Annotated in this window: 13 protein-coding genes; 2 read left to right on the top strand and 11 right to left on the bottom strand. The window is 51.0% G+C overall.

Annotated elements, in window-relative coordinates:
• Nucleotides 1-40: 40 nt before the first annotated feature.
• The 10 genes from ispG to U6B65_07455 form a co-directional block, all read right to left on the bottom strand.
• A complete protein-coding gene (ispG, locus tag U6B65_07500; protein WRS26200.1) occupies nucleotides 41-1,087 on the bottom strand; it encodes a flavodoxin-dependent (E)-4-hydroxy-3-methylbut-2-enyl-diphosphate synthase in 1,047 nt (348 codons plus the stop codon).
• 12 nt (nucleotides 1,088-1,099) lie between these two features.
• Nucleotides 1,100-2,137, bottom strand: coding sequence for a site-2 protease family protein (locus U6B65_07495; protein WRS26199.1), 1,038 nt, complete (start codon nucleotides 2,135-2,137; stop codon nucleotides 1,100-1,102).
• On the bottom strand, nucleotides 2,138-3,283 hold the full coding sequence (gene dxr, locus U6B65_07490) for a 1-deoxy-D-xylulose-5-phosphate reductoisomerase (GenBank protein WRS26198.1): 1,146 nt from the start codon (nucleotides 3,281-3,283) through the stop codon (nucleotides 2,138-2,140).
• Between the two features lie 132 nt (nucleotides 3,284-3,415).
• The gene (locus U6B65_07485; protein ID WRS26197.1) at nucleotides 3,416-4,249 is read right to left on the bottom strand and encodes a phosphatidate cytidylyltransferase; all 834 of its coding nucleotides are present in this window, start codon (nucleotides 4,247-4,249) and stop codon (nucleotides 3,416-3,418) included.
• A 183-nt stretch (nucleotides 4,250-4,432) separates the two neighbouring features.
• Nucleotides 4,433-5,167, bottom strand: a complete 735-nt coding sequence (gene uppS / locus U6B65_07480; GenBank protein WRS26196.1) for a polyprenyl diphosphate synthase — start codon at nucleotides 5,165-5,167, stop codon at nucleotides 4,433-4,435.
• A gap of 41 nt (nucleotides 5,168-5,208) precedes the next feature.
• Complete coding sequence (gene frr, locus U6B65_07475; protein ID WRS26195.1) at nucleotides 5,209-5,763, bottom strand: ribosome recycling factor; 555 nt, start codon at nucleotides 5,761-5,763, stop codon at nucleotides 5,209-5,211.
• A complete protein-coding gene (gene pyrH, locus U6B65_07470; protein ID WRS26194.1) occupies nucleotides 5,760-6,476 on the bottom strand; it encodes a UMP kinase in 717 nt (238 codons plus the stop codon). The genes frr and pyrH overlap by 4 nt, the downstream gene beginning before the upstream one ends.
• 406 nt (nucleotides 6,477-6,882) lie before the next feature.
• A complete protein-coding gene (locus U6B65_07465; GenBank protein ID WRS26193.1) occupies nucleotides 6,883-8,586 on the bottom strand; it encodes a leucine-rich repeat domain-containing protein in 1,704 nt (567 codons plus the stop codon).
• Nucleotides 8,587-8,730: 144 nt separating this feature from the next.
• Nucleotides 8,731-9,387: a PASTA domain-containing protein gene (locus U6B65_07460; GenBank protein WRS26192.1), complete on the bottom strand. Its 657-nt coding sequence runs from the start codon at nucleotides 9,385-9,387 to the stop codon at nucleotides 8,731-8,733.
• A 69-nt stretch (nucleotides 9,388-9,456) separates the two neighbouring features.
• Complete coding sequence (locus U6B65_07455; GenBank protein ID WRS26191.1) at nucleotides 9,457-10,065, bottom strand: helix-turn-helix domain-containing protein; 609 nt, start codon at nucleotides 10,063-10,065, stop codon at nucleotides 9,457-9,459.
• A 221-nt stretch (nucleotides 10,066-10,286) separates the two neighbouring features.
• Here U6B65_07455 and U6B65_07450 point away from each other — a divergent pair, with 221 nt between their 5' ends.
• Nucleotides 10,287-10,655, top strand: coding sequence for a hypothetical protein (locus U6B65_07450; protein WRS26190.1), 369 nt, complete (start codon nucleotides 10,287-10,289; stop codon nucleotides 10,653-10,655).
• A gap of 236 nt (nucleotides 10,656-10,891) precedes the next feature.
• Complete coding sequence (locus U6B65_07445; protein WRS26189.1) at nucleotides 10,892-11,161, top strand: helix-turn-helix transcriptional regulator; 270 nt, start codon at nucleotides 10,892-10,894, stop codon at nucleotides 11,159-11,161.
• Nucleotides 11,162-11,426: 265 nt separating this feature from the next.
• Here the strand turns inward: U6B65_07445 and thrS are convergent, their stop codons facing one another.
• On the bottom strand, nucleotides 11,427-13,331 hold the full coding sequence (gene thrS / locus U6B65_07440; GenBank protein ID WRS26188.1) for a threonine--tRNA ligase: 1,905 nt from the start codon (nucleotides 13,329-13,331) through the stop codon (nucleotides 11,427-11,429).
• Nucleotides 13,332-13,624: the final 293 nt, after the last annotated feature.

Genomic DNA, 13,624 nt, shown 5'->3' with positions numbered 1-13,624 from the left:
AATTGGAAATATATCAAAATCCGACAAGCCTTCGTGTGGATTATTGCTCCTTTTCCATTTGGGCAATCAACTCCATCAAAGCGGGAAGGATTTCCTCCTGAGGAACCTTTTTGACCACTTCTCCTTTGCGGAAAAGCAGGCCGCACTTGTCACCACAGGCTACGCCAACATCTGCCCCCCGGGCTTCACCGGGGCCATTGACTACACAGCCCATAACCGCCACCTTAATGTTAAGGGTGCAGCCCTCCAAGGCTGTCTCCACCTGTTGGGCGAGGGGAATCAAATCCACCCGGGTGCGCCCGCAGGTTGGGCAGGAAACAATGGTGGGGCCTTGCCCCAGCCCGATAGCCAGCAGCAAATCCTTGGCGGCCTTGATTTCCTCCACCGGGTGATCGGTGAGAGAAATGCGGAAGGTGCTGCCGATGCCATCCACCAGCAGGGAACCGATACCCACAGCGGATTTCAGAATCCCCATTCGCTTGGTTCCTGCCTCAGTTACCCCCAGATGCAGTGGATAATCGCACTGCTCTGCCGCCAAACGGTAGGCCTGTATCATAGAAGGCACATCGCTGGATTTTATGGAAAGCACAATGCTGTCAAAATCAAACTTTTCCAGCAGGGAAGCATGAAAAAGGGCGCTTTCCACCAGCGCCTGGGGGGTGGGGCTGCCGTGCCTTGCCAGAATTTCCTTTTCCAGCGAGCCGGAGTTAACCCCGATGCGGATGGGAATGCCCTTTTGCCCACAGGCCTTGGCCACTTGTGCCACCCGATCCTCCCCGCCGATGTTGCCGGGGTTCAGGCGGATTTTATCAATACCAGCGGCAACGGATTCCAGCGCAAGGCGGTAATCAAAATGAATATCCGCCACCAGAGGGATGGAGATAGCCTCCTTGATGGCTGGAATAAGGCGAATGCTTTCCCGATTGGGGATAGCAACCCGCAGAATCTGGCAGCCAGCCTGCTCCAGCTGGATGGCCTGCGCCACATTCCCAGCTACATCCTCGGCGGGCACAGCCAGCATGGATTGAATGGTTACCGGGCTTTCACCGCCGATTTTTACACCGCCTGCAACAACGGTCTTGGTCATTGAGAATACCCCCTAGAACAGCCGCAGAACATCGTTAAAGGTTACAAAAATCATCAGGCACATGAGCAGAACCAGCCCCACTGTATGCACCAGCCCCTCGTATTTGGGGTTGACCGGCCGCCTTGCCACCAGCTCAATAAGCAGGAAAATCAGCCGCCCGCCATCCAAAGCGGGGAGAGGGAGCAGATTGAATACCCCCAGATTGATGGTGATAAAGGCCACCATGACCATGAGAGGCCGCAGGCCCACTTTAGAAGCCTCACCGATGGCGGAGGTGACCCCCACCACGCCGGAAAGCTGGTTGATCTTATACCGACCACGCACCAAATCCACCAAAGACCCCCAAATCTGCTTGGCAAGGGATTGGGTCCAGTTGAGAGAATGGGAAAGAACGCCGGTTACCGTCTTTTCGGGAGTGCCGAGAAAGATAAAGTCCATATCAATGGCCTGCATGCCTTCCTGCACTTCTTCCATGCGGAAGGTGACCCCTTCCAGCAGGATACTCTCCCCATTCCGGGTGACCTGTATATCCATAACGCCGTCGGCATCCCGCACCAGCTCGTAAATGACATCGTTGTTGGTGTGAACCCGATGGTAGTTGATCTTGTTGATTGTATCCCCCACCTGTAACCACTGGCTTGAGGTGGAGTTCTCATGAAATTGGGCAATTTGGTTGGTTCCGATCAGCGGCTGCTGCATAGTCAGGCCGGTAAGAACCAAAAAGCCAAGGAGCAGGTTCATGGTTGCTCCGGCCACAATAATCACAATACGCTTTAAAACCGGCTTTTTGCCGAAGGCGTTTTCGTTTTCCGTTTCGCCCTCGCTGTCCTCGCCCTCCATGGCGCAAAAGCCGCCGATGGGGAAAGCACGCAGGGCATAGACAGTGCCTTTATGCTCCTTTTTGAAAAGAGCAGGGCCCATACCCAAGGCAAATTCATTCACTTGGACTCCGGCCCAGCGGGCGGCAAGAAAATGCCCCAGCTCATGGATAAAAATGAGGAAGCTGAATACAGCGATAGCGATGATAATACCCCAAAAATCAAAATTCATCTATATCTGGCCCACCTTTTGTTTGACATATTCACGGGCAGCCGCATCTGCCTGCTCAACAGCCGACAGGTTTTGCCCATCTAAGGTTTTGACCTCCTCAACAGCACCCCACACCAATTCGCCGATCTCTAAAAATGAAATTTTACCTTCTAAAAAAAGTGCCACAGCCTGCTCGTTAGCACCGTTTGCCACACAGGGGGCAAGGCCTCCCAGCCCGGCGGCCCGTATACAGGCTTTCAGGCAGACAAAGGTTTCGGTATCCGCATGACCGAAGCTGAGCCGCCCATAATCCGCCAGCGAAAGCCGCTTGCCGCCAAGAGGCAGATGCCGGGGGAAGGTGAGGGCATATTGAATGGCCAGCTTCATATCCGGTACACCCAGTTGGGCAATGAGAGAGCCATCCGCAAACAGCACCGCCGAATGGATGACACTTTCCCGATGCACCAGCACCTCAATCTGCTCCGGGCGCAGATCAAAAAACCACATGGCCTCAATGAATTCCAGCCCTTTGTTCATGAGGGTGGCGCTGTCAATGGTGATTTTTGCCCCCATGGACCAAGTGGGGTGGCGCAGAGCCTGCTCCACGGTTACAGCAGTCAGTTCCGCACGGGTTTTGCCGTAAAAAGGGCCGCCGGAAGCGGTGAGCACCACACCCTCAAGCTGGTTTCGTTCCCCGGCCTGTAAGCACTGCAAAATAGCCGAATGCTCGCTGTCAATGGGGAGAACCCGCCCGCCAAAATCCCGAATAGCCTGTGAAACCAGCCCGCCGCCGGCAACCAGAGTTTCTTTGTTGGCCAGTGCCACGGTTTTGCCCGCCTCCAGCGCTGTAAGGGTGGGGCGAAGGCCCGCAATGCCCACAATGGCGTTGACAAGAGTGGTTTCCGGCTGGGCGGCCAGCTCGCAGACTGCCTCCTGACCGGCCAGCACCTTGGTGGAGGTATCCGCCAGCCTGCTTTTTAGATCAAGATAAAGCTCCGGGCGGCTTACAGCAACGGCCTCAGGCAAAAAGCGCCGTGCCTGCTGTTCCAGCAAAGCAGTATTGGAATGTGCGGTGAGAGCCGCTGCCTGATAGCCCAGATTCTCGCACACCTCCAAGGTCTGGGTGCCGATGGAGCCGGTGGAGCCTAAAATTGTAAGCTTTTGCATTGGAATCGCTCCCTTGCTGATGCCGGGTCAAATGTCTGAGCGGGTGTGCCGCATCCTGCATAAAAAAACAACACTAATCTAGTGTATCCGCTTTCATAGAAAAATAGTACTCGGGTATCCGGTAACGATTGCTTACATGCTCACCAAGGGCCAGTAGCCGCAAACGGTATAAACCAGAGGCAGAACAAACAGGACACTGTCAAACCGATCCAGAATTCCACCGTGGCCGGGCATAATTTTTCCGTAATCCTTCACGTTGAACTGCCGCTTGATCACCGAAAGAGATAAATCCCCCACCATACCGGCTATGCAGAAAAGAGGAAAGGTAATGCCAAGGGCAAGAAAATTCACGGTTACGTTGTAGCCCAGCTTCGCCATGCCCCATTGAAAACCCAAAGAAACCGGGAAGACAAGCAGAGTGGCCACAAGAGCGCCGCCCACCGAGCCTTCGATGGTCTTTTTCGGGCTGATTTGGGGTGCCAGCTTATGTTTGCCGAAGGCACGGCCCACAAAATAGGCGCCGGAATCGCACAGCCATGCGGCACAGAGGGAAATAAGTACATAGAAAAGCCCTTGCTGGGGCCCGTAATGATCCCGGAAAAAGACGATGCAAACAAAGAAGAGAGGGATAATCATGGAAAAGAAAAAGGTCATGGCTACCTGTTGAATGGTGATGAGAGCATGCTGCCGAAACAAGATCAGGAAGAGAGAGATGACAAACAGAAATACTACGGGTAAAAACCGCTGAAAAACACCAAGCTGTGCCATGGGAATAGCTGCGGCCAAAGAAATCCCCACAGCGGTGAGAGCAGGATGCCGGGTGATACCGGTCGCTTTCAGAAGCTCATGAACCGCAATAAGAGAAATGAAAGCCACCACGGCATTGAGCAGAAGCGTATCAAAAAAAATCAAAACCACAGCCAGTATCACAAGACCCACCATGGCTGAAATAATGCGTGTTTTCATTGTGTTATTCAAACCTTCCTTGTCCGGATTTGCCGCTTTGCTTAGAAACATAGTTAGGTTCCTTCCACCGAAAAAGGTGGTTGAAACACGGCAAAAACCACTGAGCCCTCCGCAAGGGGCTCCGAAAATCTATCCAAAAGGGCGTTTAAAGCCGCGGGGCTTGCAAAATAAAAGCAAAGGCCATCATCTTCCGCCAAAACGGCGGTCACGGGAGGCAAACTCCTCCAAAGCGGTATCCAGATGTGCAGGGCTGAAATCCGGCCACAGAACATCCATAAAGACAAATTCCGCATAGGCGCTTTGCCAGATCATAAAGTTAGAAAGGCGCTGCTCGCCGCTGGGGCGAATAATCAAATCAACATCCGGCTGGCCTTTCGTATAAAGCCGCCGGCTCAGTTCTTCCTCATTGACAGAAAGCGGGGAAAGAAGCCCTTCCCCGCAATCCTTAATGAGCAGCTTTGCGGCACGGAGAATTTCATCCCGTCCACCATAATTAAAGGCTATGTTTAAAGTCAAACCGGTATTGTCGGCGGTTTCGCTTTCAATTTCCCGGGTTAGAGCTTGAAGCCGAATGGAAAGAGGCGCCGGATCCCCCAGCAGAATGGTGCGGATTTTATCCGGGCGCTTATCTTCTTTATAAAGCTTGCGCCAATTCAGCAGAAAATCCTCCAAAAGGGCCATGAGGCTTTCCACCTCATCCTTGGGGCGCTTCCAGTTTTCGGTGGAAAAGGCATACACAGTGAGATACTCAATCCCCAGCTCCCGGCAGCGGTTTACAATAACCTTTAGAGTATCCGAGCCTTTTTTGTGGCCCAGCTTGACAGGGAGTCCCCTCTTTTTGGCCCAGCGGCCATTGCCATCCATAATTAAACCGAGGTGGCGGGGAATTTTAACGGGCTGCCTTGGAGAAGTATTCACAGATGTGCCCCTTTCCGGTGGATAAAATGTACAAAGGAGAATTAGATTTCGAGAATTTCTTTTTCCTTTTTCTGGGCCAGCTTATCAATTTCCTTGATGAAGTTGTCGGTAAGGGTTTGAATATCCTTTTCAAGGCCCTTTACATCATCCTCGGTCAGTTCACTCTTTTTCTTAGCGGCCTTGAATTTATCGTTGGCATCCCGCCGAATGGAGCGAATGGCAATCTTGGATTCTTCCGCCATCTTGCTTATTTCTTTGCAGATTTCCTTGCGGCGATCCTCAGTCAGCGGGGGGAAAGCGATGCGGATCACGTTGCCGTCACTGGTGGGGTTAATGCCGATATCCGATTTCTGGATTGCCTTTTCAATCATATTGACAGTGCTCTTATCCCAAGGCTGGATATTCAGGATACGGGCCTCGGCAACCGAAATGGCGGCCATCTGCTGGATGGGGGTGGGGGTGCCATAGTAATCCACTGTGATCTTATCCAAGACGCTGGGGTTGGCCCTTCCTGCCCGGATGGCGGAAAACTCCTGCTCCAAAACGGCGACGGACTTACTCATTTTTTCCTCATAAGGCTTTACAGATTCGCTCATTTGTCTTCCTCCTTCACAATCGTACCAATATTTTCGCCGCAAACGGCTCTGACAATGTTATCGGGATCCTTTATGCTGAAAACCAGGATGGGCAAGCCGTTATCCCGGCACATAGAGGCGGCTGTGGAATCCATAACCTGCAAGCCTTCGCTGAGAACCTGACCAAAGGTGAGGCTATCCAGCTTAACTGCATCGGGGTATTTGTTGGGGTCTTTGTTGTAGACACCATCTACCAGAGTGGCTTTGAATATGATATCCGCTTCGATTTCCAATCCACGCAGGGAGGAGGCGGAATCGGTGGAGAAGAAGGGATTGCCGGTGCCGCAGCCAAAAACCACAACACGGCCTTTCTCCATATGGCGAACCGCCTTGTTGCGAATATAGGGCTCTGCAATGGTGGTCATGGGGATAGCGGTCTGCACCCGGACATCCACGCCGTGGGATTCCAGAGCATCGGCCAAAGCCAGCGAATTCATCACAGTGGCCAGCATGCCCATATGATCGGCACGGGTGCGGTCCATCTTGCCGCTGGTACGGCCCCGCCAGAAGTTACCTCCTCCAACTACAATGCCCATTTGTACGCCTAAATCGGCGCATTTCTTAATACTTTTACAGATGTTGAAAACCACATCATAATCAAGGCCAAATTTGCCGTCTCCAGCCAGGGCCTCTCCGCTCAGTTTGAGCAAAATCCTTTTGTATTTTGCCGGCACAGTTCCACTCCTAATCCTAATGGAATTTTTTTGCTTCCAAGCCTGTTTATACTTGCTGCGGCAAACCGCTGCCTCCGGGCAGACAATCTGACCGAAGGGCATACCAGTATACACCCACTCCTATAAAAGCACACGCAGAACAGAGGCGGGCCCGGGCTTCTTCTCACCTATTTTACCCTAAGCCGCCCGGGAAGTAAAGACTTACTTTTGCCTGAGCCTGGTGCGCAGATGAAAATTACAGCTCATATTCCGCCTCTATATATGTGAATGTATATATCCTTCCCATGAATCGATGCGGTGATGCCGATTCTTGAAAATTCCCTAAAATTTAGTCGGAAATATAAAAAAGTCCGGCACTGCCACTGAAATCAGGGCAGATACCGGACTTTGCGCTGTAACAAGCTTTTTAGAATGATTTTATCCCGAAATAAAGGTCTTGGTTGACATTCTTAATGGCTTTGGTGGGGCCGTAATTGAGGATGTTGTTGCCTTTAAAAGAGACATCGGTCAGCTGGCTCAACCCTGCCACAACATCAATGCGGGTGATCTGGTTGTTATTGGCGGATAAAATCCTTAAATTGCTCATTTGAGCAAGAGGCTCCAAATCCGCAATCTGATTGCCATCCAAAAACAGGGAGCGCAGATTGGCCAGCCCGGCAATGGGTGAGAGATCCGCGATTTGATTGTTTGAGAGCCAAAGCTCTTCAAGGGCAGTGAGCCGGTTTAGAGAGGAAAGCTCGGAAATATCGTTGTTATAAAGAAACAGCCATTTCAGCCCGGAAAGGCCGGCAAGGGGCGAAAGATCGGTGATCTGGTTGTTATACAGCCCCAGAGTGGTCAAAGAGCTGAGGTCTTCCAGCCCGGAAAGATCCTGAATGCTGTTGTAGCTGATTGTCAGAGAAGTGAGCCCTTTGAAATAGGCCAAATCCCCCAGATTTCGAATTTCACCGGGTGTATCGTATTTCACGCCCTCCACAATATAATAGCCGCTGTAATTGAATACCTGCAGCACCTGATTCACAGCCGCATGGGAGCTCCCGACAATTTTCAGGCTGCGGATAGCGGCTAGCTCATCGGTGGTGATGGTTTCGTTGGGGCCTTTGTCCAGAGCCAACCGAATCATCTGCTCAAAGGCTTTGTCTGACCAGACTGTAACAGGAGTTGGTGGCGGCGGGGTTACAGGAACGCTTTCTTCCTCGGAGGCTTCGTCGCCCAAATTTGTTATGTCCGGGGAAGTGGAGGGAATGGTGGGTGTATTGGACCGCCCGGCTAAATTATCCTCCAAAGCCTCCAATTGGAGCAGCTTCTCCTTTAACTGGGCATCGCCGGTTACATAATAACCGGCTGAAACCGAATCCATTACGGTTTCGGGTGCTTCCAGCGCCAGACCCACATCAGCCAGACCCAGATAGGCCTCCACCATGGTCTCGTCTTTTTCAACAACCTTGTTAAAGGCGGGAATTGCTTTTTCCAGCTCATTTTCTTCGACCAGCTCATTGGCTTTTTCCAATCGGGCCAGTGCAGTATCGGCCGTTATTATCATAAAGGCGGCAGTACCGCAAGTAACCAGCAACAAAGCCCCGCCTATACCAATAGCCAGCCTGAAGATTTTTTTTCTTTTGCCTTTTCGAGTATCTGCGCTGCTTTCCTTTTCTGCCGGATCAAGAACGTTGAAGAATGGTTTCAAAGGAGCATCTTCAACATGGGCTTTTTTCAGAAAGAAGTTCCGTTTGCTTTTTTTTGTATCAACTGGGCTCTCACTCACGGCTGTATCAGAAGCTTTAAAAGGATGCTTTACAGAAGCGGTGTTAATATCGCCCGCTTGAATGGTGCTTAAAGGAAGATTCGACAAGTCCTTTTGTGTATCCGTGTTGTGCTTATCCACAGCCCCATCGGAAGCTTGAATGGGTTGTTTTAAGGGAGTATCCACAGCATTGTCTGCACGGCTTTGATTTGAGGGAAAGCTCCGTTGCTCCTTTTGCCTATCCGTGTTTTGTTTGCTCTCATCCTTGACAAGAGATTTAGAGCGCCGTTTCGGGGGAGTATCCTCAATACTGTCTACATGAATTTTTCTTATTTTAATGCGAAATCGCAGCAATTCCTTTAACATTGAAAAAAGCGATTCCTTCTTGTTAGAATCAGGGGAAGGAGTCACATTCATACCTCTTCTCTCAGTATTAAAATGTATGTTTTACAAAAAGCGGCAGTATCTGCCCGATGATTGAAGCTTAACCGGTAGAGAAGGGAAAAGCCGCTATTGAGGGGAAATGGTGGCTTCACCTGCCGGGGATGCTTCTTCCGATGCGGTATTGGATAAAGTGCGTTCCGCCGGTTTTGGAAAAGGCGTGTAGATTTTGTGGGTATCGTCTCCATCCTTCTTTTTGGAGCCCCCCAATTCGCCCAAGGCCAGCAAATCCTGGGGTGCTTTTTCGTGACCCTTTGGGGCAGGGCCTTTGCTGACAATCAGCTTAATACCGGAGCCCTCGGCCGCACTGGAACCGGGCATGGGAACTGTGATAATCACATCCCCTTCCGGGATGCTGTCGCTGTATTCAGCGGCGGTTACGGCTACCCGAAAGCCATGCTCTGAAAGCAGACGGCTTGCGATGCGGGAAGAAAGCCCGACCGTTGTAGGGATTGGCTTGGGTTTTATCTCCAAAGCCGACCAATTGCTTTTAGAAGCAGCAAGCTCACGTTTGGTGGCTTGGTAAAGGGCTTCCCATTCTGTATCAGCTTGAAGCTGCCGTTCTTCCATTTCTTTCAGCCAATCCTGAAAGGAGGCCAGCTGGTCGGTTTCAAGCAAAACAGGCTGTTGTTTGAATTGCCCCTGTTCCTGCTCGGTGGAGGATGCTTCCATAGGCTGTGTAAGCGGGGTGCTTTGCCCAGGATATTGTATCTTTTTAATGTCCATAAGAAAACCCCCCTCCTATTTCATATATCGGAGAGGGAAGGCTGAAACTGTAGCAGAAACCTACTTTTTCTATAGAGGGTTCAGTGAAGAAACGGCTACACCCAGCAAAGCGGCCTCGCTCAAGTCAGGTGAAGTGCCGGACCAGACAAAAGAATCGGCGGGAGCGCCTTCCGGCAGCAGAAGAGCCGCATCGCCGCAACAGCGGAAACGGCGAAATGTTGCCGTTTTTCCCATCGGCAGGCAAGCAACAATCTGACCATCGCAGGCTGTATCCTGCCGATGAACCAAAACGGTGGCGTTGCTTAAAATTCCAGAAGCGGACATGCTGCTTCCAGCCATAGAAAGATAGAAATATTCCTCGGGATTTTCCACTTGGGCGTCAATGTAGCGCTCGATGCCTTTGCCACTGCCCAGGGTTTCGGCAGAGAAGATTGAGCCGTATATAGGAATCCGCACTGCCTCGGTTGGCTGAAAGGCTGCTGGGGGATTATCCAGCAAATAATCGATGGAAACACCAAAAAAACGAGATAAAGTCATAAGCTTATCGCTGCTGGGAATGGTTTTTCCCTTGCGCCAATCTGAAATCAGGCTTTGAGAAAGACCTGTTTCTTTGGCCAGACGATAGGCTGTAATCTCTTTTTGCTCCAGAAGGTTGCCGAGCACCTGTGCAAACAGCATAAAAACCCCCTCCTTGGTCATTGGTCAGACAAAATACTGCAATAGAATTGACTGGTCCAAAAAAACGAACTATACTTATATATATAAGAGTATTGTTGCTTTAGTCGGTGTGGCATTTAAACCAAACCTTAATATTCCTAGTTGAGTTGAAAAACTATATTTTCTCATTTGAATAAAAGTCTAACCCAAAGAAAATGGATTGTCAATGGAAAGGAGCCTAAATGAAAAGCCAATTTAACCGATCTGCCAATCCCCACGATTCACCTGAAATGAATTGCTCTGAGCTGCTGCCAGATCTTAAAACGGATCCTCGATTGATGCCAGATTGGATGATTTCCCGGGATAACACAAAGGAGCTGGAGGCTCTGCGGATAGCTGCCAAAGTGGCTGTCAAAGGCCTGCCGGATGCCAAGCGCTGTCTGGTTCATCTGCATTATGGCGAGGGACTGCGCAAAACCGAAATAGCCAGCAGGCTGGGGCTGAGCGATTCGGCAGTCAGCCGTGGACTGAAGGCCGCCACTTTAGAGGTGGAGCAGCTTCTGCAATTTTACCGCAGCGTTTATCGGGAACAGCATAACGAGCAAAGCTGAAATTCTCAGATTGGTCACACGATCATGCAGGATCACTAAAAACAGCCCTATGCATTCGGCTGAATGTCCTTCTGAATGCCTATGTACATAGGCATATTTTTTCTCATATTAGCATATACTGATGTTTAATGCAACTGCTTGTATGGTCATTTGTATGTGAGGCAGGCACATCTTTTTGTATATATGAGCTTTAAGCGTGACTGACTATACAATAGGTGGAATCAGGAGGGCTTTTTATGGGACAGTATTTGATTACAGATTTGGATATTTCCGATAATATTGTGAGGCTGCGGAAAGCCAGCGGAATGACACAAAGCTATGTTTCCATCCAGCTTCAAACCATGGGGCTGAATATATCCCGCTCGCGGCTGTCCATGATTGAGCTCAAGCGGCTCAATGTCCCTGTGGGCCTGATTGTAGCCCTCAAGATGCTTTTTAAATGCAGCTACAGTGACTTTTTTGTGGGGCTGGAAAGGCAGCTGGAATCCCAAGATGCTCTGGAATAAGAAAAGGCCGCAGGATATTTTCCTGCGGCCTGAGAGTGCAGACAAAAGTCTACACTCTCTATGGGGGGCATCCAATGCCCCCCATATTCCCCCCGGATTGCACCGCTCCGGCGCAAAAAGTAGGATTCCTGCGTCGAAATCAATTCAACTGCGGAAGAATTACGCATTAAAACCATAAGGTTTTCAAGTTAAAGGCTGTTATGTCTACAGTCCAAGGCCGCAGGATATTTTCCTGCGGCCTTGGACTTTTGCCAACATAACGAAATTAGATAGCCTTGGTGCGGATTTCCTCCAAAGCAAGAGCGGCAAAATCCGATACCGACATGGCACCACGATCGCCGTCCCGACGGGAGCGGACTGCCACCGAATCAGCCTCGACCTCCTGATCGCCAATCACCAGCATGTAAGGAATCTTCTGCATTTGGCCCTCACGGATCTTGTAGCCGATTTTTTCGTTGCGGGTATCCATTTCCACACGCATACCCTGTGCTTCCAGCGCAGCCATCACCTTCTGTGCGTGTTCGATGTGCCGGTCGGCAATGGGCATCACCCGCATTTGAACAGGTGCCAGCCAGAGAGGGAAGGCTCCGGCGAAATGCTCGGTAAGAATACCGATAAACCGCTCGATGGAACCAAAAACCACCCGGTGAATCATAATGGGGCGGTGCTTTTGGTCGTCTGCGCCGGTGTATTCCAGATCGAAGCGCTCCGGCATTTGAAAATCCAGCTGGATGGTGCCGCACTGCCAAGTTCTTCCCAAGCAGTCGGTCAGGTGGAAATCCAACTTGGGGCCATAGAAAGCGCCGTCGCCTTCGTTGATTTTGTAATCGTAGCCCATTTCCACAATGGCCTCACGTAAAGCCTCGGTAGCGGTATCCCAATCTTCCTTGGCGCCCATGGAATCCTCCGGCTGGGTGGAAAGCTCAATGTGATAAGAAAAACCGAAGGTATTATAAACGGTGTCAATCAGGTTGACAACACCCTTGATTTCATCCTTAATCTGATCCTTGGTCATAAAGATGTGGGCATCGTCCTGTGTGAAGCAGCGCACCCGCATCAGGCCGTGGAGAGCGCCGGAAAGCTCATGGCGGTGAACCAGACCCAGCTCGCCCATACGCAGAGGCAGCTCACGATAGGAGTGCATCTTAGTTTTGTAGACCAGCATACCGCCTGGGCAGTTCATGGGCTTGATGCAGAAGTTGCTGTCATCGATGGTGGTGGTATACATATTGTTCTGGTAGTGGCCCCAGTGGCCGCTGTTTTCCCACAGGTTCTGGCTGAGAATAATAGGAGTGGAGATTTCGCTGTAGCCGGCATCCCGGTGCAGCTGGCGCCAGTAATCAATGAGCGTATTTTTCAGCAGCATACCTTTGGGCAGGAAGAAAGGAAAGCCCGGGCCTTCATCCATAAAGGTAAACAGCTCCAGCTCCTTGCCCAGCTTGCGGTGATCCCGCTTTTTGGCTTCTTCCAGCATCTCCAGATATTCCGTCAGCTGGCTGGCTTTGGGGAAAGCAATGCCGTAGATGCGGCAGAGCATTTTGTTTTTCTCGCTGCCACGCCAGTAGGCACCTGTGGAGGAGGTAAGCTTGATCGCCTTGATCCGGCTGGTATCCGGCAGATGAGGGCCGGCGCACAGGTCGGTGAAATCACCCTGTTTATAAAAGCTGATGGCCTCGCCTTGGGAGCCGTGTTCCTCAATCAGCTCTACCTTATAAGGCTCATCCTTCATCAGCTGGATGGCTTCCCCAGCGGGGAGCTCAAAGCGCTCCAGAGGCAGAGCTTCCTTGACGATTTTGACCATCTCGGCCTGAATTTTCTCCAAGTCATCGGGGGTGAAGGGGGTCTCTATATCAAAGTCGTAGTAAAAGCCATTGTCGATGGCGGGGCCAATGGCCAGCTTGGCGGCAGGATACAGCCTGCGGACAGCCTGTGCCATGACATGGCTGGCGGTGTGCCAGAATGCCTTTTTGCCTTCGATCTGATCAAAGGTGGCAATGGCCAGTTCGCAATCCTCAGTGAGAGGCGTGCGCAGGTCCACAGTCTCGCCGTTTACGATTCCGCAGCAGGCGGCCTTATAGAGCCCGGCTCCCAAGGCCTTGGCAACCTCGCCCACTGTGGTGCCGGCGTCATATTCCTTAAAGCTTCCATCCTTCAGTGTGATTTTAATCATTATGCTTTCTCCTTCATAACAGTTTCGGTTTAAAATGGCCGAACAATGCCGCCCGCAGAAAAACTCTGCTGTGTTTCGGCTCCTCAAGCGGCAAAAAACAAAAAAACCCCATCCCAAAAGGGATGAAGTCAAGCTCCACGGTTCCACCCAAATTATGCCCCGAAAGACATCACTTTTAACCCCGATAACGCAGGGCATGCGAAATGCTTTCGCCCGAAGGCTTCCCATTCACTCTAGGGTGGTAAGCGGAAAAGGTTTTTTAAAGCGGCTTTCACCAAGCACCGCTCTCTCTG

This window comes from Oscillospiraceae bacterium MB08-C2-2 (genome assembly GCA_035621215.1).
GTDB lineage: Bacteria > Bacillota > Clostridia > Oscillospirales > Ruminococcaceae > WRAV01.
The sequence above is the reverse complement of the archived record's forward strand: the minus strand, read 5'-3'. Positions and strand labels throughout refer to the sequence as shown.

Bases quoted from the DNA above. Each gene is read 5' to 3' on its own strand.
- ispG (WRS26200.1), bottom strand. From the start codon at position 1,087: ATGACCAAGACCGTTGTTGCAGGCGGTGTAAAAATCGGCGGTGAAAGC.
- U6B65_07495 (WRS26199.1), bottom strand. From the start codon at position 2,137: ATGAATTTTGATTTTTGGGGTATTATCATCGCTATCGCTGTATTCAGC.
- dxr (WRS26198.1), bottom strand. From the start codon at position 3,283: ATGCAAAAGCTTACAATTTTAGGCTCCACCGGCTCCATCGGCACCCAG.
- U6B65_07485 (WRS26197.1), bottom strand. From the start codon at position 4,249: ATGAAAACACGCATTATTTCAGCCATGGTGGGTCTTGTGATACTGGCT.
- frr (WRS26195.1), bottom strand. From the start codon at position 5,763: ATGAGCGAATCTGTAAAGCCTTATGAGGAAAAAATGAGTAAGTCCGTC.
- U6B65_07465 (WRS26193.1), bottom strand. From the start codon at position 8,586: ATGTTAAAGGAATTGCTGCGATTTCGCATTAAAATAAGAAAAATTCAT.
- U6B65_07460 (WRS26192.1), bottom strand. From the start codon at position 9,387: ATGGACATTAAAAAGATACAATATCCTGGGCAAAGCACCCCGCTTACA.
- U6B65_07455 (WRS26191.1), bottom strand. From the start codon at position 10,065: ATGCTGTTTGCACAGGTGCTCGGCAACCTTCTGGAGCAAAAAGAGATT.
- U6B65_07450 (WRS26190.1), top strand. From the start codon at position 10,287: ATGAAAAGCCAATTTAACCGATCTGCCAATCCCCACGATTCACCTGAA.
- U6B65_07445 (WRS26189.1), top strand. From the start codon at position 10,892: ATGGGACAGTATTTGATTACAGATTTGGATATTTCCGATAATATTGTG.
- thrS (WRS26188.1), bottom strand. From the start codon at position 13,331: ATGATTAAAATCACACTGAAGGATGGAAGCTTTAAGGAATATGACGCC.